Annotated in this window: 15 protein-coding genes and 1 tRNA gene; 8 read left to right on the top strand and 8 right to left on the bottom strand. The window is 55.3% G+C overall.

The annotated features are described in order from the left end of the window. Nucleotides 1–45 precede the first annotated feature (45 nt). The 3 genes from H9I52_RS01200 to H9I52_RS01190 all read left to right on the top strand — a co-directional run bounded on the left by H9I52_RS01200 (nt 46) and on the right by H9I52_RS01190 (nt 4462). On the top strand, nt 46–729 hold the full coding sequence (locus H9I52_RS01200; protein WP_262385917.1) for a C40 family peptidase: 684 nt from the start codon (nt 46–48) through the stop codon (nt 727–729). A 147-nt stretch (nt 730–876) separates the two neighbouring features. Continuing rightward, entirely contained in the window at nt 877–4224 is a 3348-nt protein-coding gene (locus tag H9I52_RS01195; RefSeq protein WP_187452310.1) for a carboxypeptidase regulatory-like domain-containing protein, read from the top strand. A 164-nt stretch (nt 4225–4388) separates the two neighbouring features. Next, nucleotides 4389–4462 (top strand) — tRNA-Ala (locus H9I52_RS01190). 110 nt (nt 4463–4572) lie between these two features. On the opposite strand, the gene cysK is transcribed toward H9I52_RS01190, so the two are convergent. Together cysK and H9I52_RS01180 are read right to left on the bottom strand one after the other, a co-directional pair. Then, nucleotides 4573–5493 (bottom strand): cysteine synthase A, encoded by a 921-nt coding sequence (gene cysK, locus H9I52_RS01185; RefSeq protein WP_139514548.1) that lies wholly within the window; start codon nt 5491–5493, stop codon nt 4573–4575. A gap of 197 nt (nt 5494–5690) precedes the next feature. After that, complete coding sequence (locus H9I52_RS01180; RefSeq protein WP_187452309.1) at nt 5691–6518, bottom strand: serine O-acetyltransferase; 828 nt, start codon at nt 6516–6518, stop codon at nt 5691–5693. Nucleotides 6519–6715: 197 nt separating this feature from the next. Between H9I52_RS01180 and H9I52_RS01175 the strand changes: the two genes are divergently transcribed. Next, nucleotides 6716–7057 carry a cupin domain-containing protein gene (locus H9I52_RS01175; protein WP_187452308.1) on the top strand — a complete coding sequence of 114 codons (342 nt, stop codon included), beginning with the start codon at nt 6716–6718 and terminating at the stop codon, nt 7055–7057. Nucleotides 7058–7144: 87 nt separating this feature from the next. Here the strand turns inward: H9I52_RS01175 and H9I52_RS01170 are convergent, their stop codons facing one another. From H9I52_RS01170 to H9I52_RS01155, 4 genes are all read right to left on the bottom strand, one after another. After that, the gene (locus H9I52_RS01170; RefSeq protein WP_187452307.1) at nt 7145–9136 is read right to left on the bottom strand and encodes a peptidylprolyl isomerase; all 1992 of its coding nucleotides are present in this window, start codon (nt 9134–9136) and stop codon (nt 7145–7147) included. Nucleotides 9137–9328: 192 nt separating this feature from the next. Next, complete coding sequence (locus tag H9I52_RS01165) at nt 9329–10396, bottom strand: MJ1255/VC2487 family glycosyltransferase (RefSeq protein WP_187452306.1); 1068 nt, start codon at nt 10394–10396, stop codon at nt 9329–9331. 42 nt (nt 10397–10438) lie between these two features. Continuing rightward, nucleotides 10439–12271, bottom strand: a complete 1833-nt coding sequence (locus H9I52_RS01160; protein WP_187452305.1) for an LIC_10190 family membrane protein — start codon at nt 12269–12271, stop codon at nt 10439–10441. A 141-nt stretch (nt 12272–12412) separates the two neighbouring features. Next, complete coding sequence (locus tag H9I52_RS01155) at nt 12413–14110, bottom strand: LIC_10190 family membrane protein (RefSeq protein ID WP_187452304.1); 1698 nt, start codon at nt 14108–14110, stop codon at nt 12413–12415. Between the two features lie 131 nt (nt 14111–14241). Here H9I52_RS01155 and H9I52_RS01150 point away from each other — a divergent pair, with 131 nt between their 5' ends. After that, nucleotides 14242–15171, top strand: coding sequence for a hypothetical protein (locus tag H9I52_RS01150; protein WP_139514555.1), 930 nt, complete (start codon nt 14242–14244; stop codon nt 15169–15171). A gap of 120 nt (nt 15172–15291) precedes the next feature. Here the strand turns inward: H9I52_RS01150 and H9I52_RS01145 are convergent, their stop codons facing one another. Together H9I52_RS01145 and H9I52_RS01140 are read right to left on the bottom strand one after the other, a co-directional pair. After that, nucleotides 15292–15876, bottom strand: a complete 585-nt coding sequence (locus H9I52_RS01145; protein WP_187452303.1) for a DUF4136 domain-containing protein — start codon at nt 15874–15876, stop codon at nt 15292–15294. 111 nt (nt 15877–15987) lie between these two features. Beyond that, entirely contained in the window at nt 15988–17865 is a 1878-nt protein-coding gene (locus tag H9I52_RS01140) for an ABC transporter ATP-binding protein (RefSeq protein WP_187452302.1), read from the bottom strand. A 138-nt stretch (nt 17866–18003) separates the two neighbouring features. Between H9I52_RS01140 and H9I52_RS01135 the strand changes: the two genes are divergently transcribed. From H9I52_RS01135 to H9I52_RS01125, 3 genes are all read left to right on the top strand, one after another. Beyond that, the gene (locus tag H9I52_RS01135; protein ID WP_187452301.1) at nt 18004–19191 is read left to right on the top strand and encodes an MFS transporter; all 1188 of its coding nucleotides are present in this window, start codon (nt 18004–18006) and stop codon (nt 19189–19191) included. A 283-nt stretch (nt 19192–19474) separates the two neighbouring features. Beyond that, entirely contained in the window at nt 19475–21508 is a 2034-nt protein-coding gene (locus tag H9I52_RS01130; RefSeq protein ID WP_187452300.1) for a DUF3857 and transglutaminase domain-containing protein, read from the top strand. A 102-nt stretch (nt 21509–21610) separates the two neighbouring features. After that, entirely contained in the window at nt 21611–23464 is a 1854-nt protein-coding gene (locus tag H9I52_RS01125; protein ID WP_187452299.1) for a DUF3857 domain-containing protein, read from the top strand. The last annotated feature ends 9 nt before the right edge of the window (nt 23465–23473 follow it).

Here is a 23473-nt window from a genome sequence, read left to right as displayed (position 1 = left end):
GGAAAGAAGGGAGGTCAAATGGCCTATTCACGTATCTTTGTCGCGATGCGGGAACACATTACGAAGGTACAGCATTCGGCGCAGTGGCGTTGCTTTGTATCAACGCTGTTATTGGTAGCGTTGGTTTGGCTGGCCAGCTGCAGTAGTTCGAAAAAAGTAAATTACCGAGGCGGGCGCTATTATTCGGCCCGCGAAATGGCGCGCATGAAAGCCGAAGAGCGCCGGCGCCGGGCCGGATTACCGGTGGCAAAATCCAAAGCCAAATACGGTTCAGGAGCCCGAAAAAGCAAGATGGTGGTTAAAAGCCCGGTGGGCAGCCGTGCCCGGTCGGGCAACGTCAGCGAAGATCTCGCCACAGTAATTGAAGCCGCTCGCTCCTACCAAGGCACTCCTTATAAGTACGGCGGCACGACGCGCTTAGGCATGGACTGCTCAGGGCTATTGTGTGCCTCGTTTGCAGTGATCGACGTTCAAATTCCACGGTCTTCCAATGAGCAAGCAGCCTGGGGAGAACCCGTTAAACCCCAAAATTTACAACCCGGCGATTTGATTTTTTTTGGGGCTTCCCCTGGCAGCGGCACCATTACGCACGTGGGATTGGTCACGGAAGCATCCCCGGAAGGAATTCAGTTCATCCACTCTTCTAGCAGCTTAGGCGTGGTGGAGAATAGCCTAGAGAGTGATTACTACCTAAGTAGGTTTATTAAGGCTGTTCGGCCTAGATTATGAATTTCCCCTCCTTACATTTGTAGTCGCAAGGTGCGGATGCCCAGGGATAATCGTAATAATTACTTAATGCGAATGCCCCTAGCGGTCGTTAGTTTTGCAGCGTTTTTTTCGTTTGAGCACCCCCTTTTTTCACCAATTTCCTCATTTATGAAACAGTTACGTTTACGCAACTTGCTTTTGCTGTTGCTGACGGTGTTGTCAGTACAGCAAGGTTGGGCGCAGGGAACCACCACCTCCACGATGAACGGTGTGATCACCGATCAGTCGGGAGCTGGGTTGCCTGGGGCCACCGTCATTGCCATACACACCCCTACCAACACGCAGTACGTAGCGCCAACCAACTCGGAGGGTCGTTATAACATTCAAAACATGCGCGTAGGCGGGCCTTATACGGTACGCGTTACGTTTATTGGTTATCAAGATGTTACTCGCGAAAACATCTTCCTGACGTTGGGCCAGAATCAACGTTTGGACATTAACCTGAGCGAAACAACTACGCAACTGGGTGGTGTAGTCGTAACTGCTTCTGATCCAAGCTCGGTGCTCAACGCCGAACGTTCGGGTTCTACCACAAATATCAGCACGCAAGAAATTCAGCGCCTGCCTACTATCACGCGCAACCTGAACGACTTCCTGCGTCTGACGCCTCAGTCTTCTTCTACTTCGCCTGGCGCTGTAGGTGGTGGCAACTACCGTCAAAACAACATTACTGTTGACGGTTCTGACTTCAACAACAACTTCGGTATCGGCACCAACCTTCCTGCTGGCGGCAACCCAATTTCACTGGATGCTATTCAGGAAATCACTGTTAACGTAACGCCTTTCGATATCCGCCAGTCGGGCTTCATTGGTAGCGCCGTCAACGCCATTACCCGCTCGGGCACCAACGATTTCTCTGGTTCGGTTTACACTTACTGGCGTAATCAAAACCAACAAGGCAACAAAGTTGGTGATCAGACTTTCGTAAAGCAGAAGCTCGACGACAAGCAATACGGCTTCCGTTTGGGTGGCCCGATCATCAAGGATAAGGTGTTCTTTTTCATAAACGCTGAAAAAAGAGATGCCACCAGCCCAGGCCAGCAGAACATTGCCTCAAATGGCAGCAACAGCGGCTCTAACGTTGTTCGTCCTACAGAAACCCGCCTGAACGAGATCAGCGACTACCTGAGTTCTAAGTACGGCTACGAGACAGGTCCTTACCAAAATTATTCCTTTGTAAGCAATCGGACGAATATTTTGGGCCGCTTGGACTGGAACATCAATAGCAACAACCATTTCACCGTTCGCTATAGCCAAGTAGAAAGCAAAGCGCCTAGCTTCGTTAGTACTTCCAGAAGCCCACTCGGCAGCTTCCCCAACACCCGCACCAGTAACTTCGCGTTGCCCTTCAGTAACTCGAACTACTTCCAGGAGCAAAACCTGTACTCGTTTGCAGCAGAATTGAACTCTACCGTTAATGGTAAGTTTTACAACACCCTGCGCGGCACGTACACAAACCAGAACGACCCACGCAGCTCTAATAGCTCGGTGTTTCCTTTCGTAGACATTCTGGATGGCAACACTACTGCTACTGCCTACGGTAACCCTTATACCTCTTTTGGTTATGAGCCATTTACTTATGGCAACTTAAGACAGGTACAAACTTATTCGGTAGTAGACTTCGTCAACTTCACAACTGGCAGAAACAACTTCACAGTGGGTGGCCAATTTGACCTGCAAAACACCAAAAACGGTTTCCAACGTTTTGCCACCAGCTACTATACATTCAATACGTTTGAAGACTTCAAAAACGGAGCTAACCCGGTTGATTTCGCCCTTACGTATTCTCTGCTGCCGAACTACCAGCAGGCGTATCCCCGCTTCAAGTTTGCTCAGTACTCGGTATATGGCCAAGATGAGATCAACGTAACCGATAAGCTCCGTGTAACGGCTGGTTTGCGACTTGAGCTTAACTCTTATCTGAACGTAAAAGAGATCCAGACGCACCCGCTCGTAGCAGCTCTAACTTTCGTCGACAACAAGAAAATCGACACGGGTGTACTGCCTAAGAACCGCATTCTGTGGTCGCCTAGAATTGGCTTCAACTATGATGTAAAAGGTGATCGCTCGCTGCAAGTACGCGGTGGCTCAGGCATTTTCGCTGGCAAGGTTCCAACCGTATGGATCGTATCGCAGTCGGGTGACGCAGGCTTGCTCCAAGTAACCCAAACCTGGTCTACGCTGAATGGCGGCAAGTTGCCTTACGCAAACATGCCTTTCAACCCAGATCCAAACGCTTACCGTCCTGAAACGCAGCCGACGCCTGGTGCAGTAATCCCAAGCACCATCAGCGCTACTGATCCTAACTTCCGTAACCCACAGGCTTGGAAAAGCAGCATCGCTGTTGATGCCAAACTGCCTTGGGGCTTGGTTGGTACCTTGGAAGGTATCTACAACAAAGATTTGACCATCGCACTGGGCAAAAACTACAACTTGGTTGCTCCACAATCCCTGAACGTAGCAGGCTACCCAGATAACCGCCAGATCTATCCGGCTACCAACGCTACCAAATTCATCAACCCGCTGACGCCAGCAGGTCTGCCCGGTGGCACAGGCAGTACCGCTACTGCTTTCAACCCAATCGTGTTGAGCAACGCCCACAAAGGCTACTATTGGTCAGCTTCTGCGAAGGTTGATAAGCGTTTCAACAGCGGCCTGACGGCTTCGGTGGCTTATGTAAGAAGCCAGGCGAAAGTTCTTTTTGATGGCAGCGGTGACCAGCTCATCAACACTTGGTCGCTTACTCCTATCGTAAACGACGCCAACAATCCGAACCTGAGCTACGCCAACTATGTAGTGCCCAATCGCATTGTGGCTTCGCTTTCTTACCGCAAGGAGTACTTCAAACACTTGGCCACGCAGCTTTCGATGTTCTACGAAGGCTCGATCCAAGGCCGCTTCTCTTACGGTTACGGTGGCGACTTAAACCGTGATGGCCAGACCAACGACCTGATCTATGTGCCAAAAGATGCTTCGGAAATCACGTTCACGAACTTCAACTACGGAACCACTGCCGCACCAAACGTGTACACGGCAGCTGAGCAAAGCGATTTGTTCTTCCAGTATATCAACCAAGACAAATACCTGAAGACGCGTCGTGGCCAGTATGCTGAGCGCAACGGTGCCAGCACGCCATGGCGCAACCAAGTTGACATCAAGTTCGCCCAGGACTTGTTTGTAGACATTGCTAACAAGCGCAACGTGCTACAATTCACTGTCGACATCTTCAACTTTGGCAACTTCCTGAACAAGGATTGGGGCTTGGTGCAGTCGATCAACAACTCTTCGATCTTGGTACCCACCAACCAGGCGAGCTTGGTTCCCGGTGGCACGGTTAAGCCAACGTTCCGTCTGGCTACCGACCGTGGCCAGCCAATCACGTCGACGTTCCGTTACAACAACGCACTCGCCTCAACTTACTACATGCAGTTCGGCTTGCGCTATACCTTCAACTAAGTCAATGGCTTAGCTTTCTCAGAAGCGGGCGGAGAACTTTCTCCGCCCGCTTTTTTTGTGGCCTAGCGCATTAATTTTTAGAGAAACCTGCGTCATCGGTTTGCAGATCCGGATTTCAACCTTACTTTTGTCCCACCAAATGCAACAGGCAATTGGTTTTATAAGGGGGATTAGCTCAGCTGGCTAGAGCGCTTGCATGGCATGCAAGAGGTCATCGGTTCGACTCCGATATTCTCCACTCCTACAAAACCCAGCCCTTCGGCTGGGTTTTGTTTTTACCAGCACATACAAAAAAGGCGTTCCGATATCTCGGAACGCCTTTTTTGTATGTGCTTTATTATCAATTACTTATGCAAACAACCCCTCTACCGATAGGTAACGCTCGCCAGTGTCGTAACAAAAGGTGAGTACGCGGCTGCCCTGGGGCATTTCGGGTAGTTTTTGGGCGATAGCTGCCAAAGAGGCGCCGGACGAGATACCAACAAATAAGCCTTCCTCGCGTGCGGCGCGGCGAGCCATGTCGTAAGCAGCCTGTTGGCTTATCTGGATTACACCATCCAGGATTTCGCGGTGCAAATTATCGGGCACAAAGCCGGCGCCAATACCTTGCAAAGGGTGCGGCCCCGGAGCCCCACCGCTGATAACCGGCGAAAGCTCCGGCTCTACGGCAAAGGTCTTCATGTTGGGAAAATGCGGCTTGAGCACCTCGGTCACGGCGGTGATGTGGCCGCCTGTGCCAACGCCCGTAATGTGAAAATCGAAGCCCTCGGGAGCATCACGCAGGATTTCCTGGGCAGTGGTTTCGGCGTGCACTTTGAGGTTGGCGGGGTTCGAAAACTGCATTGGCATCCAGGTGCCGGGCGTATCGCGCACAATCTCCTGGGCTTTTTCGATGGCGCCTTTCGTACCTTTTTCGCGGGGAGTTAGCTCAAGCTGGGCACCGTAAGCAGCCATAAGCCGGCGGCGCTCGATCGACATAGATTCGGGCATCACCACAATTAGCTTATAGCCTTTCACAGCGGCCACCATGGCTAGCCCCACTCCGGTATTGCCCGAAGTAGGTTCCACGATCACAGTATCCTTAGTCAGTAAGCCATCTTTCTCGGCTTGCTCAATCATGGACAGCGCAATGCGGTCTTTGATGCTGCCGCCGGGGTTGGCGCGTTCGGTTTTTACCCACACTTCCACGTCCGGACGGTCGGCAAAAATACGGTTGAGGCGGATTAAAGGCGTATTGCCAATGGTTTCGAGGATATTATTCGCTTTCATTTCAATTAATTATCAGCAGTTTAAGTAGTTACAGAATGCTATGTGGCTGTGGCGCCAAAACAAAAGAAGTGGCCGACCGACAACAACCATAGAATAACAAAGCCGCGTAGCGCAGATGAAGTAATCTGCGGCCGCTCGACGCCGGTTCGCGACTTAAAAAGCATGACCCCCGGTTGCTGTTTCTCACCCTCGTAGGCTTAGATAGAAAAGGTGATGTCGGCAGTAGGGTCTTCCGAGCGGGTTACGTGAATCTGGGCGCGGTGATACACCCGCGAATGCGACGGCACACTTTCCGTTAGCCACACGTTGCCCCCGATGATGCTGTGGCTGCCTACGACCGTGCTGCCGCCCAAAATGGTAGCGCCAGCGTACACCACGACATGGTCTTCGATGGTGGGATGCCGCTTGATGTTCGCCAAATGCTTGGCTACGCTCAGCGCGCCGAGGGTCACACCCTGGAAAATCTGGACGTAGGCACCGATGATAGCCGTTTCGCCAATCACAATGCCGGTGCCGTGATCGATGCAAAAGGAAGGGCCAATGCGAGCCCCAGGATGAATATCAATGCCCGTACGAGCGTGCGCATATTCGCTCAGCAGCCGCGGCACGCGCGGAACCCCTAGCTGATGCAGGGCGTGCGCAAAGCGGTGCATGGAAATAGCGTAAAAACCAGGATATGAGGCAATTACTTCTTCCAAGCCTTGCGCTGCCGGATCGGCATCCACGATTGCCCGGGCATCTTGTAGTAGCAATGCCCGGATCGCGGGCAAGCGATCGATAAACGTGGAAGCAACCGCCGCGGCGGGCTGGGTGAGCGTTACGTTACTCAGTAGATGCGCCAAGTCGGTTTGAAGCTCTTGCAAGTGCGCCGCAACGGCATCGGCATTGGGCAACGGGCGCTCGGCGCGCTCCGGGAAAAGGAGTTGCAGTAGGCGCTCGGCGAACGCACAAAAAGCCGGCCCCGGCAGCGATGCCGGCGTATGCTGATGCGCAAGAGCCAAAGACTGTACGAAGGAGGTGTTCATGAACAGTGAACGGACGGGCGCCAAAGCTGACGAGTTGCAGTACCCGGTTCCGGCTTATGAGGTCAAGATAGTGAGACAGCAACGCTTCATAACCACAGGTTGCGCCGAAGGTTTGTCGGCGCGCCGCCGGACAACCCCTCCCCTTCTGCTTGCGTTAGGACTAACGTATTCTTTACCTAGCCTTTAAGCACACAACCATGGCAGACACGACCATCACCAAAATTGACTCCCGCCACTCTCCCAAAGGCCCCGAGGGCGAAAAATACTTGGCTTCCGGCATTCACGTTTCGATGCGCATGTGGGAAAACGAACAGCCTTCCGACGCTAAAGAGCCTGCCAGCCGCCCCTACGAAACCGTGGGCTACGTCATCAGCGGCCGGGCCGAGCTGCACTCGGAAGGACAGACCGTAGTTCTGGAGCCGGGTAATTCGTGGGTAGTGCCCAAGGGAGCCTCCCACACGTACAAAATTTTGGAGGCCTTTACGGCCGTTGAAGCTACTACACCGCCTGCTCAAGTACACGGCCGCGAAGACAAATAGGGATACCCTTCACTTCTTCATTATGCATGAGGTCCGTCTGGCTACCAGACGGGCCTCATGCATAACCAATTAATTATCAATTATTTATCAGCGAATCAATTCTATACGCTCAATCAGGTCGCCGATTTCCAGCTTTTTGACAACATCCATGCCTTTCACGACCTGCGCGAAGATGGTGTAACGGCCGTCTAAGTGCGGAGTGGGCGCGTGGGTGATGAACCACTGGCAACTTTCAGTATCCTTGCCTGCCGAAGCCAGCCCAACGGCACCTTCGCCGTAGTGCAAATCGGCAAATTCGGAGCGCAGATTATAATCGGTGCTGCCCCAGCCGTCGCCGCGCGGGCAGCCGCCTTGCGCCACAAAGTTGGGAACGACCCGGTGGAAATTTTTGCCGTTGTAAAAGCCTTGCTGCGTCAAAGCCACGAAGCTGGCCACGGAGCCCGGCGCATCTTCTACCAGTAGGCTGAACGTGATGTCGCCTTTGCTGGTATGCACCACAGCGCGTTGCCCAGCCGGAATGGTCTGCACCAAGGCCCAATCAATGGGATGTGAAGCGGCTTGGGCCGGCACAACGGGCGTCGGTTTCGCTTTTTGCAGATACTCAATAGTTTGCTGCAACGACTGGTAAGCCTCCAGATCGCGGGGCATCACTAGCTTTTCGCGGGCCTGAACGAGGAAATCGGCATTGGGCAACAGGCGTCGCATGTCCAGCTTCGGATCGCGGATCGCTTCGGCAGCCGTTCCCATCACGGCCACATCGCCGCTTCCGATGGCCCGCCGCAGCGTAAGGGCAAAAGCCGCCTGCTGGGACTCCGGAAAGCTGGGCTTGCGCCGTTGGCTTACCAGCGCCTCCATCCCATAAGTACCAATAACTACTGGCTGGGCTGGTGTGAAAGTGGCTTTTTCCACAAACTCATACGCCGTTGGGTCCTCGCCCAGGGCTTTGAGCAGATAGCCTTTTTCATACGGATCGGTGGCGGCCGCATAGCGTTCTTCCACCGCCCGTTGAATAGCTTGCTGGTCGGCACCGGCTTGTTTCAGCGCGGTGGCCAACAATGTGGCCCGTACCCGCCACTGCGAAAGCTTGTTGGCTTTTTCCAGAAAGAGCGTGCCGGGCTCGTCGCTGGCATTGGCCAGAAAAAACTCAGCAGCCGTCAGGGCGACTTGGTTATTGGAATCCGTAAGTGACTCCCACGCTGCCTCCTTTACCGGCGCATACATGGCCGCATTCATCGACCGCAACGCACTCACCCGCACCCGGTAATCGGAGTCGCGGCGGGCCAGCAGCGCCAGCAAAGCGGGCACACTAGGGGCCTGCCCCGCCTTGCCCAAGGCCGCCGCAGCCGCGCTGCGCACCACGTAGCTGGGGTCAGTTTGGGCGGCGCTGCCAATTGCCGTAGCGTAGGTAGTCAGGTCGAGGCCGCGGGTGCGGGCCAACGCATTGGCGGCAGCCATGCGTGCACCATAAGGGTTGGGCCGGTTGAGCAATTGGACCGTTCTGGCCACCGCGGGCTCTGAGGTGATGCCCCGCAGCCCTGCCCGGTAGAGTCCCCAAGCCTGCCCCACTAGTGCGGAGGTATCGGCAGCCAAATTGCCTGGCAACCGCACCAGCGCGCCCAGCCCCGCCCGCGACGTGCACCGGCCCAACGCCTCGAGCACATAGCTTCGGACTACCGGATCATTTTCAGTTGTAATTCGTTGTCGCAGAGCACTTTCTGCCGTCGAATCGGCAGTTTGACCCAAAGCATAGGCGGCGGCCCGGCGCACGGTCGCATCCGCATCGGTGAGGCGAGCGCTGAGGGCTGCGGTGGCCGCCCGGTCCTGCACTGAAGCCAATGCCCATGCGGCCTCGCGGCGGTACTTTGCCTCGGCGCGGTCGAGGTACGGCAACAGCACGGCGGTACGACGCTCATCCTGCGCCGTAGCGATTTCGCGTAGCACGGCGTCGGCCACAAACTTATTGGGCGCAGTGGCAATCGGAGCTTCGGGCCGAGGCTGCGAAACGCAGGCACTCAGGCACAAGCCCAACCCCGCTAGAAAAAGCGCGGCAGCAGAGGCAGAAAAGGGACGTTGGTTCATGGTTGGCTACAAAGTAGCCAAAATCCCGGCGGGGCGCCAACCGGATTCACTGCCTGTACTCGGGCCGCTACCATTTCTGCTAACCCCATCACATTTGCCGATCATTCATGCCGGCTCCAAGGAAATCAGCCGAACTGTCCAACTTCGGCGAAAGCCGCATGGCTATTTTGTAAATATCTGATAAACAATTGCTTACAAAACAACTTCGCTGATTGTTTCAAGCGCTTTATCTAACTCGTTGAATAACAAATCATTCCCGTGCTGCTGGTAGCTGGCTAATGCTTCCTCAAACCCGCTGAGGTCGTACAGGAAAGCTTTCACGTTATCAGCTGTCAGCGCCGCAAAATGGCGGCCGTAGCCTAGCTTTTCTACTTGAGCCGCATTCAGAAACTGTTCAAACTGCGCCGGAATCGGGATGGCGCAGATGGGTTTGTGCAAATACACCGCTTCGCTGATCAGCGAAAAACCACCGTTGGTGATTACGGCGCGGGCGCTGGCCAAATCGTCGATGAAGCCTTGCTCGCTAAATGCCCGCAATTGTACGTTGCCGTGGCCCTCTTCCTTATTGAAACCATATACCCGAAACTCCTGCCCTGGCAAGCTTTGCAGCAGCGGCACCAGATCCTTTTGTGTAGTAGCTGACTGATACACAAGCACATGGTTGCCAACCGTAGATTGCGCCGCCAGTATTTCAGGCCGGATAATAGGCGGAACAAGCGTAGTGTTTTCCCTAGTAATGGGCAGCTGAAAAAACGTCGTGATAAAATAGCGCTGACTGCGCGGCAGCTTGGCGCGCACCACCTGACGGGCCAACGCAAGGTTGGTGCGTTCGGAAGCCGGCACGGTGATATCCAGCTGCGTGCGGCTGATTATCTGCATGTTATCAATGCTGATCAGCGGCAAGCGCTTCCACTTGGCAAAGAAGTAGCTGAACGACTCAAAATCAGAAATCACCAAATCGGGCTGGAAATCGCAGAGCAGCTCGCGGTATTTGGCAAAGTTGACGCGCAGGCTTTCCGGGGCTGAGCGTAGCGTGAGCGCCGCCGTCCGCGATTTGGACACGGCAAGGTGCTTGTAAGCCAAATGAAAGCCCCGAATCTCGTGCACCCGGCCCGGAAAATTGGCTGCCAGCATTTGGTAGGCGCGCGAGCTGCTCACCACGCACACGTTGTGCCCTTGGTCGAGCAGATACCGAATCACAACTTTGCTGCGCGTGGCGTGGCCAAGTCCCTCGCCGGGAACGCCATAAAGTATATTCATGGGGAAATTGTAGCCGAAGTGGAAGCGGTAAATAACTACATTTTACCTAGACCGCAGCTCATTTCTGCGATTCGTCTGCGCCATACGGGCGCGGTGTACCGAATCCTGCCGGGCTTCTGCGAGTTCTTCCTCGGGCGTTTTGGGTATTGGCAGACAGCACATTTCCGCCGGGGCGTTGTCACCGGTTCGAAAGCCATCGGCTATGGTCGCACCCCTCAGTTCTACGCCTACTTCTGCACATTGAACACAGGGCAAGGGGGCATTCCAGCACTTGTCGCCGGTAACTGGCACTGTTACTTGGAGGCCGTTTCGCAGGGCGAGGGGGCGAGTGGCGGCCTCGGGAATGGGTGTGGGCCAAATCCAGCAGCTGGTAATGGCACTGGAGAGGGTACGCAACTGGTAAAAAGGATCCCGCAGATGCTGAATTCCCCACGCAACCATCACCACCAAGGGCAGCCCAGCGACCAAGCCGCGTCGGCTGGGCCATCTTGGACCAATGAGCGGCCAAGTAGCAGCCACGAACAAAAATCCAGTTCCAAAACGAATATCAGGTCCGGCCAGAAACCAGAATATGCTTCCCAAAAAGCCAATCAACCAGCCGGCTGCCCAGCCATTCTCCGCGTCGGTGCGATGCCACCACCGGAAAGCAGCCAGCAGCGGCGAAAGCAGTACGGCTACCAGCAGTACTCGATTGAAGGGTTCCAAGAAGTGCATCCACCAGCGCGCCAGCCACGAAGACCACAACGGTGCAGGCACCGTGCAGATAGGCTGGGCAACGCGCCGAGCATAATTGGTTACCATGTAGCTTTCCTGACGCACATAATTGATCGGGATTTTCCAGTCGACCGCCAGTACATCGAGGGCGGGCAAAGGATAGACCAAGTACCCCGTCTGGAGCACATTGCGCGCCACCCACGGTCCCAGCACTACCAGCAACGCCACTAGGCACACGATTATCCAACGCCTGTTTAGCTGGTGCCTACTCGCCCACAGACTATGCAGAGGCAGCAGCAAAATGGGCAGTGCCGACAGCTTTGCGGTGACCGCAAACAAAGCTAACAGCAAGGTTAGCAAGGTATTACTATCTAGCTGCCGCCCTTGTCCGCGCTCCCATTTGCGGGCGTATTGGAAGAAAAGGAAGAAGCATACAATAGGAGGCACCCAGTCGGGCGAAGGTGACGAAAGCCAGGGGCCGTACACCTGCAAAAGTAGCAGAAACCAAAGCGGCGCCAGCCAGATCAAGCGAGCATCATCTGCGGGCTTTCCTCGTAGAGGAGCAGTAACACTACGCGCTGTAGCTACTGCTACCAGCATAAAAAAGTAGCCCGACAAGCTATATACCGACCCCACCGGACTCATATACCGCGCCAGCGCCATTAGCTGAAATACGCTGGAGTTGAATGCCAGCCGGCCGTGTAGGTTGCCCAGCCCAACAAGAGCCGGGTATTCTACAATCCAGCGAATGCTTTGAACGTGATAAAGCCCTGAATCAGGATTGCGGATTCCCAAAGAAGCCTTCCAGAGGATAAAGCTGCCCAGCACCGCCAGAACCCCCGCAAACACAATCGCTTGCAGCGGATGTGCTGCTCGCCAAGCATTCCGGATGGTTCTGCGCAAGGCAGCCTGCTGCTCTAACAGCAGCCCCAAGACTACCACACCAACCGCAATTTGGCTAGACAACCCAACAGAAAAAAACAAAGAACTGATTCCCAGCGCCATAGCCAGAACACTTAGTCCCAACAGGCTCAGCAGCTCTAGTGGCAAGGCTTCCTGGCCAGCAAGAAGGCCCACCTTCGCGGCCACTCTCCAAACCGACCATCCAATGATCAGCGTGACGCCGGCTACGAGCAACCAGCACAGCAGCAAACTCAGCATTGGGAAAAAAAGATAGTCAGAAACGTAAGGCCCCGGCCTGTTGAGGCGTCAGTTGTCTTGCAAAAGACTTGCTTGTTCACAGACATTGACAAAATATTTATAATCAGCATTTTATGGTACAAATGGCGACTAGTTTTCGGGCTACTTGCTTTTTTGCCAGCGAAAACCTTCCGCCAGAGTCGCGCCCCGGGGTGCCAGATCTGCTTCTACACAAAATGAACAGGGCAATGGAGCTCCCCAGCAGCGTACCCCTGTGCGAGGTACGCGCACCACGATTCCGCGAATAGGCACCTCTACCGTTTCCGGTACGGGCGGCAAAGCCGGCCAGATGGCCTTGCTCAGGAACATGGCAGGACTCGTTCGAAATTCATAGACAGGCTCACGCAGATTGTGCAAGGCGTAGAACAATACCAGCAGCATGGGCGCGTACTGCCACCGAACACTCCAAGCAAGCCACCGCGCGGAAAGCCAGGGCCATAACCCAGCTACCAGCAAGAACCCGGCGCCAAAACGAAAATCCGGCGCCGTAAAAAACCAATACGTACTGCCCAGCCACGCCACCAACCAACCTCCTAGCCAGCCATCCTGCTCTTTCGGCCGCTGCTGCCAGCGCACCAGCACCACCAGCGGCGACAGCGCCGCAAGCAGAAGCACGGCTTTGGTATAAGGCGTTTCAAACGACCACCAGTGCGGAAGCCAGGTATGCCAGGACTCGGCAAAAGGCGCATAGGGGCTTTGCACCGCTTGCCGCGCCGTGTTGGCAATGATGTTCTGCTCCATGCGGGCGTAGGTAGCCGGCACCTTCCAATCAACTGCGAATACATCGAGAGCCGGCAAGGGGTAGATCAGATATCCCGACAGCACGACGCTGCGGGCCAGCCACGGCCCGACTACCCCAACCACCAGTGCCACCAAGCATACTAGCCACGGCCAGGTTACCAAACGCCGTTTTTGCCAAATTTTATAAGCCGGCAACAGCAGCACAGGAGCCGCTGACAACTTGATTGTTGTGGCAATAAGGGCCAACAGCAACAGCAGAAGGTCGCTTGCATCAACCCCTTGATTATAAGAGGATTGTCTTTGTTCGCCGAAACGCAGGAATAGCAAGCCCAGTAACACAGCCAGCGGACAGTCGGAATAAGTGGACGACAGCCATACTTGAAAGCAGTATATCAGCGCGAAAAACAACAATATGGGTGCCCACACCCAGTGTAAGCTATCGGATAGCGTTGGGGCGTGCCTTGCGGTAGCACGCCGAGCCACCACCACAGCCATCAGCAGATAAAAGTAAGAGCCCAAGCAATACGCGGGCCCGCTGGGCGTACCGTACCGCAATAAGGCCATGGGCAGAAACAGGCTGGAATTAAAGGCCAACCGCCCGTGCAGATTTCCCAAGCCCGGAACGGCCGGATAGCGCTCGATCCATTGTAAGGTCTGTAGGTGATACAAACCGGTGTCGAAAGCGGTAGTGGGGTTGGCCGCCCGCCATAACAACCAGATTATCAATATAGTAACTAACAAGGCCTGCCCGTAATAGGCCGTACCCCTCCGTTGCCACTTATGCACTATGTACCGCCACCACGATTTGCGACCGGCCAGCGTGATGACCAAGCCCGTAGTTCCGCTGATGATCTGTACCGCTTCGTTCAGCGGAAGAAACAATGATAAAACCGTCAGAAAAACAGTCAGGACACTTATACCGGTAAGACTGAGCCATTCGAAACTCAGTACCTCACCAGTACCCGGCAGACCCATCCGCGCCGCCATTTTCCAAGTAACCCAACCGAAAGCAACAGTAAGCCAAGCCGTTACAAGCCAACACAAAAACACAGTCAACATTACCGCAAAGATGGCAAAATCCCATCGGCTGCCGTATAGCGGATGCCATACATCCGGCCCGGTTTTGGCGTAAGCAGCCGCAGCACTCGTTTCTTTTCCGACTTTTGCCCCTCATCTCCTTGCTCCGCTTCATGAATCGCTTGCCTCTACTCCGCTTTTTGCCCGCCCTGGGCCTTTTGCTTGCCACCGCCTGTACCGCCCCGCGCGCCATTGTGAGTACGGGAAAAGTGACGCCAAAAGGCGAATTCAAGGTGGGCGGCAACATGTCTTTCAACGTGCCGCAGGAAACACTCAACCGCGTCGGCAGCACCTTGAAAACCGCCGCGCAGGAAGCCGCCCGCAAAGACACCATCCAGTACAGCCAACTAGTTGACAGACTGCAAATTGCGGCCCTGGCCTACGTACTCGATCCCGTGCAGCCTGCTTCCGATCTGTACCTGCGCTACGGCGTCATCGACCGGTTGGATGTGGGCTATAAGTACGCGTTTGGTTCCCATGTTTTCGATGCTATGTATCAGTTTCTGGGCCCCGTTGGCACTCCCGAAAACCCCGGCGGACGCGTAGCCAACGCAACTTACGCCAGCATCGGACTGCAATACGCTACGCAGCGGGCCAAGCTCCCCAACCTACCCTTCCTCGACAACATCTCCAATCTGTTGCGCTTTCAGGCGTCCCGCCACGACCTGATCATTCCGCTTGTGGTAAGCCATTCGTTTGGGCCGGAGGAGGAAATAGGCGCCTTTTCTTACGGAGTGGTATACTCGCACACGTTTTTGCGCTACGGTTTCCGCCCCGACCGAATTTATCAGGGGCCGGGGAGCGGACAGGTTAATCAGCAGGTAGCCAGCTTGTTGACGCAACGGCAAAACTTTTCCTCTTACGGCGCTTTTGCCAACGTCAAGATTGGGTATCGCTACGTCTATTTCATTCCGGCCGTGTCGATTTTCTACCAGAATTACGGCACCTACCAGCTTCTCAACAACCGGTCGGCGACCCTGAAAGGGGTTACGGTGGTGCCGAGCGTGGGTATACAGTTCCGTATTCCTACCGCGCGACGCTAGCCCTCTAACAGTTTCCCTCAACAACGAAAAGCCCCGCTACCAATCTCGGCAGCGGGGCTTTTCGTTGTTGAGGAGCTTTGGTCAAAAGCCCAATCAACCTATTTCATAACTCTTTGATTATCAACGATCTGAATTTATATATCCTTCGGTAAAGATGCGGTACTGATCGAATATCGAGCGCACCGATCGCCGCAGAATTACTTCGCCTTGGGGGCCAGGCGGCACCGCCACTCCTGAGGCATAGCCGTTCCAGACGGCGCGGTTGGTGTGGTTATCGATGAGCGAAATCAGCAGTGTGCCGTCGGTGAGCAGCAAGCGGACGGGTTTGTAAGGCTGCCGTTCTTCTTTGGGCGTTTCGTCGTCTTCGACCAACCCATTCTTGATCCAGGTGGTCAGGTCTTCCTGCGCATATCCCTGAAAGCGCAGGTTGCCTTCAAATACCCGGAAGTTCACCAACAGATCAGGACGCCGGCGGGCGGGCTTGTAGCCCTGAATGCGGAGGCGCGACTGAATGGCTTCGCGCAGCACCGTACCGATGTGGCTGGTATCGGAGGCCAAGCCGTCGCCGGTGACGAAATCGTAGGTGCGATAGCGCCGGAAATTGCCGTTGTAGCTATAGTCCGATTCGATGCGGGCTTCCCGGGAAGCAAAGCAGCCCGATAGGGCTAGTCCCACACCCAAAAGCAGCGTAACAGAAGGTTTCATAGGCTGTGATATTCATAACCGACATACCCTCTAAGATACGCAATAAAATCAGGCTTAGATCTTGAGTATCAATTGATAAAGCATGTACAAAATTTTGGCGTAAACCGACATTTAGCGGTAGCCCGCGGCCTGCAACGCAAACAGCTCGGCGTAGCGTCCGCCCTTGGCCAACAGGGCCTCGTGCGAGCCAATTTCGACGAACTGTCCGTTCTCAATTACCAGGATGCGGTCGGCCATGCGCACGGTGCTGAAGCGGTGCGAGATCAGAACGGCGGTTTTGCCTTTGGTAAGGTCGGCGAAACGCTGAAAGACCTCATGTTCGGCACGGGCATCAAGGGCGGCGGTGGGCTCGTCCAAGATCAGCAACTGAGCATCGCGCATATACGCGCGACCCAACGCAATCTTTTGCCACTCGCCACCGCTTAAGTCGACGCCGCCCGCAAAGCGCCGCCCGATAATCTGATCGTAGCCGGCTGGCAGCTTCTGAATGACCGAATCGGCGAGGCTTTGCGCCGCCGCGGATTGAATGCGGTCCGTATTTTCCTTTTCCTCGATGCGCCCCACGGCCAGGTTTTGTCCAGCCGACAGTTGGAAGCGTACGAAATCCTGAAAGATCACCCCGATTTCTTGGCGCAGCTCGGCAGGGTCGTACTCGCGCAGATCGTAGCCATCGAGCAGAATGCGGCCTTCCGTGGGGTCGTAGAGCCGGGCGAGGAGCTTTACCAGCGTGGTTTTGCCGGCTCCGTTTTCGCCTACCAAAGCCAGTTTCTCGCCGGCTTGCAAGGTGAAGCTAAGGTTGCGCAGCGCCCATTTGCCCGCGTTGCGGTATTTGAAGCCTACGTTTTCGAATTCAAAGCCTTGGCGGATAGGATTGGGGAATGGACGCACAGGCCGCGTAACATCGCGAATGATACGGGGCTGCAATCGGAAAAAGTCGAAAAAATCTTGCAGGTACAAGGCACCTTCCGCTACGCTGCTAAATCGGCTCAGAATGCCCTCCAGCAGCCCGCGCATCCGCGCAAAGGAGCCCGATAAAAACGTAAGCTGACCAATCGAGATCTGGCCGCGTACGGCTTGGGTGATGATGTACACGTACGCGCCATAGTAACCCGCCGCCCCAACCGCCGCGAAGAAGGTGCCCCACGTGGCCCGGCGCACCACCAAGCTTTTGTTCTTGTTATAGAATTCATCGGAGAGCTGCTGAAAGCGCTCAATCAGAAAACCCGATAACCCAAAGATTTTCACCTCCTTGGCGGTTTCGTCGCTGGCGCCGGTTACGCGCAGGTAGTCCAACTCGCGGCGTTCGGGCGTCCAGCCGTGTACCAGCGAATAGCTGCGCTCGTTGAAGTGCGACTCGCCCAGAAACGCCGGGATTACGGCTACTAACAGCAGCAAGAGCAGCCACGGATTAAACGCCGTCAGTCCCACCGCCAGAAACGCCATCGTGACCGCATCCTGGGCCTGCGACAACACTTGCGACATAAGCACTGTGCGCGAAAGTGTCTGACGGCGAGCACGTTCCAGTTTGTCATAGAAAGCGCTATCCTCAAACTGGTCGAGGTCGAGCTGGGCGGCGTGCTCCATTAGCCGCACCGACGAACGGTTGGCAAACAGATCACCGAGCAAGCTATCGAGCAAGGCCACAGCCCGGCCCGTGGCGTCGGAAAGGATGGCCAAGCCAAATTCCAGCCCGACCAGCTCAAAAAGCGGCGTCAGGGAAGTCGTGCTGCTGGGATTGCGAGCCAGCCCAACGATGAGGTCCAGAATCAGCCGGCCCACATAGAGCAGCGCCAGCGGCAGCGCGGCCCGTACTAGGCGCAGGGCAATGTTGCCCAAGGTGAGCGACGGGCTGGTTTCCCAGATCAGGCGCAGAAATTCGGGTAGGTTGCGGAGCGCCGAAAAGCGTTCGCGCACGGTAAGAGCAGGTTTGCCATCGGCGCGCGGACGCTTGGCAGAAATCGTCGTAAAAAAATCAGAAAGTCCAGACATACAGCACCTATACGACAAGGTTTGCTCCAAACTCAACAAGCGGCCGTTTTGGCAGCCCTTCTCCTCACGCTGGTCTGGTGCTAAAACTATGTTTGTTATCGCCTAGACCGGCGCCTAGGCAATTTCTACCTTTGCGGCATGCCCTTTTTCCGCAGCAGCATCTACACAGCCGGTTTTTGGTTGATGTGCCTGAGCTCTTTTCTGTTTTTTGCCAGCTTCAACATGCTGTTGCCCGAACTGCCCGATTTTCTGACGCAGCTGGGCGGGGCGGAATACAAAGGCTTCATCATTGCCCTGTTTACCCTCACGGCGGGCTTTTCACGCCCCTTCAGCGGCAAGCTCGCCGATACGGTCGGCCGTATTCCGGTAATGGTGTTTGGGTCGCTGGTGTGCTTTCTGTGCGGGTTTTTTTATCCGTGGGTGACGACTGTGGCTGGGTTTCTGTTGCTGCGCTTACTGCACGGCTTCAGCACGGGATTTAAGCCTACTGGCACGGCTGCTTTCGTGGCCGATATTATTCCGCTGGAGCGCCGGGGCGAGGCAATGGGGTTGCTGGGCGTAGCCGGGAGCCTGGGCATGGCCGCCGGCCCGGCCGTGGGCAGCCTGATCACCGATCATTTCTCCCTAAATACCATGTTCTACTGCTCGTCGGGAGCGGCGCTGCTGTCGCTGGCCGTGCAGGGCACCATGACCGAAACGTTGCCCTTGCCGCAGCGCGAACGGTTTAGCTGGCGGTTGCTGCGCCTGCAATGGAACGAGATTTTGGAGCCGCAGGTGCTGGCCCCATCGCTGGTAACGCTGTTGTGCATGTTCTCCTACGGCAGCATTCTTACCGTCGTGCCCGACCACAGCGAGCTGCTGCACCTTGGCAATAAAGGTCTGTTTTTCAGCTTCTTCACCATTGCCTCTTTGGTGGTACGCTTGATAGCAGGGCGTGCTTCCGACCGGTATGGTCGCGTGCCGGTGTTGCGGGTTTCTACGGCCATATTGGTGGTGGCGCTGGTGACGCTGGCCCTGGCACAATCGGGAGTTGTGTTTCTGGTGGCGGCCGTTTTGTTTGGATTGGGCTCCGGGCTCAACTCTCCTACCCTCTACGCCTGGACCATCGATTTGAGTGAAGAAACCCGCCGCGGTCGGGCCGTGGCCACGATGTACATCGCGTTGGAGGCAGGCATTGGGATAGGCGCTTTGGCGGCAGGGTGGCTATATGGCAACGTGCCAGCGCATCTCTCCTATGTGTACGGACTATCGGCGGCATTTGCATTAACAGCATTGTTGTACTTGATGTGGGGTGTGCGCTTGCAACGTAAGACTAGCTTAAGCTAACTTGCTGCCAAGGCTGTTATCAAGCGCGCCGCTGTACGAATTGCGGCCCAAGCTATCATTTACAATTACTTGATTATCAATAATTTATAAATAAAATACCCAGCTATTTAAAATTTAAATTAAAATAGTTATATCGTTGCATATTATTGTAACTGGCGCCCGTTTGGCCGAGATATTGCTTCGCGCTTGGCGCCTTTTCTAATTGTACTCTGCTAGCATCTGACTACAGCATTCTTTTCGAATGCAGATACTTTATTACTCCGTTTTCTATCAATCCTACTGCATGAAACATTCGCTACTCTTCTATTTGGTAGTGCTTTTGGGCGGTTTTATGGCTTCGCCAGCGGCGGGGCAAGCCCCCGATCCCATCAAATTCGGCAAAATCGACGAGGCCGATCTAAAAGAGCAGGGCTTTGTGGCCGACAGCGCTTCGGAAGCCGTCATTCTGTGCGACTACGGTCAATCGCGCTTTATCACTGACCACGAAGGCTTTAAACTGGTTTTCGACCGCGTAATGCGCATCAAAATTCTTAAAAAATCGGGCTACGACTGGGCTACGCGGAGTATATCCCTTTACCACAAAGACAGCCGGGAAGAGCGCCTGGCCAACTTGCGTGGCTTCACCTACAACTTGGTCAACGGGCAGGTGGTGAAAGAAAAACTGGCCTCCACGTCCATTTTCAAGGAAAAATCGACGGCGAACACCAACATTCAGAAGTTCACGATGCCCAACGTGCGCGTGGGCTCCGTGATTGAATTTGCCTACAGCATCACGTCGGAGTTTTTGTTCAACTTTCAGGATTGGCAGTTTCAGCACTCCATTCCGGTGCGCTGGAGCGAGTACCGGGTGGCCATGCCCGAGTACTTCGACTACAAAATCCAGATGCGGGGCTACAAGCCCTTGGATGTGCGCGAGCAAAGCGTGACGCGGACAGGGTTTGGCGTGTACGGCGACATGAACAGCGTAGCCGGCTCTTCGTCAAACGCCGGTACGATCACTGCTAACGTGACGAACAACCGTTGGGCGATGAAAAATGTCCCGGCGTTTCGTGAGGAGCCGTACATGACGGCTTCGGAGAACTTCATCTCCAGCATCGACTTTGAGCTGGCAGGCTATCAGTTTCCGCAGGAAGGCTACCACCCGGTAGCCGACACCTGGAACAAGATCGACAAGGATCTGCTCGCCGACGAGCAGTTTGGTACTCAATTGAAAACCAACACGTTCCTGAAGGAACAGCTGACCGCTGCGCTCGCCAAAGCCACCGATCCGGCAGCCAAAATCGCGGCTGTACACGAACTCGTGCGCACCTCGCTGAAGTATAATGGCAGCGACCGTATTTACGCCACCAGCACGCTACGCAAGGCTCTTGACCAGCATAGCGGCAATGCGGCTGATGTAAACCTGTTGTTTGTGGCGCTGCTGCGCGATGCCGGTTTTCAGGCCAACCCCGTTTTGCTCAGCACACGCGAAAACGGCTGGGTAAATGTTTCCGGACAACCGCTTCTGTCTAAATTTAATTATGTGGTAGCACACATCGCACTGCCCGACGGCAAAGAAATGCTGGCCGATGCTACCGAAGAATTCGTGCCTTGCGGCGTATTGCCTACGCGCTGCCTCAATGGCCAAGGCCACCTGATTATGCCCGATGTCGCGCAATCGCGCTGGGTTGATCTGAAGCCCGCTCAGCGCTTTGTCGATTACCGCATGGTGCAACTTACACTCGACGAGCGAGGCGGCTGGACGGGCAAAGTACACCAGGAGCACGGCGGCTACACTGGGGTCTACACCCGCGAAAAGCTGCAAAAGGAAGGCGAGAAGAAATTCATGGAGAAGTTGGCCAGCAACCACGAAGGCTGGAACATTGCCAAATACGCTTTTACCCAGCGCTCGGCGCTGCAAAATCCGCTGGGTCTGGACTACGAGTTTGTAAGCCCCGGTGCCGAAGCTCCGGCCACTACGCTATACCTAAACCCAGTCCGGCATTTTGGCGACGACAAAAACCCGTTTGTTCACGAAGACCGCCTTTTCCCGGTTGACTTTGGCGCTCCCATTGATGAGACGATTATCATAAACATCAGTATACCAAGTGGTTATGATGTTGATGAACTTCCGAAGGCCTTGGTTTTGGACTTGCCCAACGATGGTGGACGCTACATGTACTCGGTGCAACCCAACGCCAGTTCGCTACAGGTAACAAGCCGCCTGAGCTTGCGCAAGGCAGTGTACTCAGCCGCCGAATACGGTTCGCTGCGCGAGTTCTACGCCCGCCTGATTGCCAAACAGGCCGAGCAAATTGTGTTGAAGAAGAAATCATAACATCTTGGCTGTATGCACTTTGTAACAAAAGCCGCATCCTGCTTTGGGGTGCTTCTCGGAGCCGCTAGCGCGGCGAACGCGGGCGGCCAGCCTAAATATCCGGTGGCTACAATAGCTGCGGCGCTGCGGGAAAACGCGCATGCTGTGGTACGGCAGTATGAGGAAACGCTGTTGGTAAAGTCGCCGAGCCGGACCGTGAGCACGGTGCACCGCGTGGTGACGATACTCGACGAGAACGGCGACAGCCAAGGCCGGGAGTTGGTACAGTATGGCCAGCTTAACAGCATCAACTACCTGCGCGGAGCCGTGTACGATGCCGACGGACGGCTGCTTCACAACCTGCGTAGCAACGACGTGAAGGATTATGGCCTTTCGGATGGCTCTAGCTTAGCAACCGACAACCGCGGCCGCCTCGCCGACCTGCGCCAGACTGCGTATCCCTACACCGTTGATTTTGAATACGAAGTAGTTTCCGACAACTCGCTTTTCTACTCAACGTGGAGCCCGCAGACGGAGGAGCAGCAAGCCGTGGAGCACGCTACCTTTCGGGTACTGACGCCAGCTACTCTGCCATTACGCTACCAAGAACGGCATCTGCCGAAAGGCGTGAAAGCAGCTCGTAGTCAGGACGGTTCGTTGGAAGTGTACCAATGGGAGCTTGCCAACTTACCGGCTTTTGAAGACGAAGCCGACAGCCCACCTATTTCGGAGCAAGTGCCCATGGTGGTTACGGCGCCTACCACCTTTGAAGTGCAGGGTCACAGCGGCAGCCTTACGTCGTGGCAACAGCTGAGCCAGTGGACCTACGAGCTCAACGCCGGTCGCGACGAGTTGCCCGAAACCGTAAAAGCCCGCATTGCGGCGCTGGTGCAGGGCGAAACCGACGAACGCGCCCGCATCCGGAAAGTGTACGAGTTTTTGCAGGCCAATACCCGTTACATCTCCATCCAGTTGGGGCTCGGAGGCTGGCAAACTTTCCCGGCGAGCACCGTCAGCAGCACCGGCTACGGCGACTGCAAAGCGCTGTCTAACTATGGCAAAGCTTTGTTGCAGGCCGCTGGGGTTACTTCCTACTGCGCATTGGTGCGGGCCGATGAACCCGACATCCACACCGATTTTCCGAGCAGTCAGTTTAACCACGTGGTGCTGTGCGTGCCCCTCACCAAAGGAGCCAAGCGCGATACCGTGTGGCTCGAATGCACCAGCCAAACCATCGCCTTCAACTACATGGGCAGCTTCACTGGCAACCGCCATGCGCTGTTGCTGATGCCCAGCGGTGGTCATCTGGTGGCTACGCCAAAGTACGGAGCCGCTGAAAACCGCCGGGAGCGCCGGGCCGATGTGTACGTAGATGCCCAAGGCAATGCCACCGCTACCATCCGGACGGTGCGCACCGGCCAGGAGCAGGAACGCGTCAGTGCGTTGCTCACCAGCTTGGACGCAAGCGAGCAGAAAAAGAAGATTGCGGAAAGCTTAGCCTTGGCCAACTTCAGCATCACGAAGCTTAACCTTGCGGCAACTCCCTTCCCTGGGTTGCCCGCAGTAACCGAAACCTTGGCGTTGGCTCTGCCTAATTATGCCGCCGCCAGCGGCAAACGCATCTTCTTGAATATCAATTTATTAAGCAAAACATCCGCCATTGTACCGCCGGTTGGCGAACGGCAGAGCGAGGTATGGCTCAGCCACGCGTACTCGCAGGCCGACACCATTCGGTTTCACGTGCCAGCGGGTGTTAAGCCCGAAAGCCTGCCGGCGCCGGTGCAGCTCACCACGGCTTTCGGCACCTATACCACCCAGGTACAGGCCCTGCCCGATGGCACGTTGCAGTATGTCCGACGCCTGAGCATGCCCCATACCCGCTTTGCCCGCACCGATTATCCGGCCTACGTCGACTTTCGGCGCAAGATCAGCACGGCCGATAAGGTACAGGTCGTGTTGTTGAAAACGGATGCGTAAGAGTCACTC

The organism is Hymenobacter sp. BT491, assembly GCF_014349165.1.
Classification (GTDB): Bacteria; Bacteroidota; Bacteroidia; order Cytophagales; family Hymenobacteraceae; genus Hymenobacter; species Hymenobacter jejuensis.
Note: the sequence above shows the minus strand (reverse complement) of the source record. Positions and strands in the feature narration are given on the sequence as shown.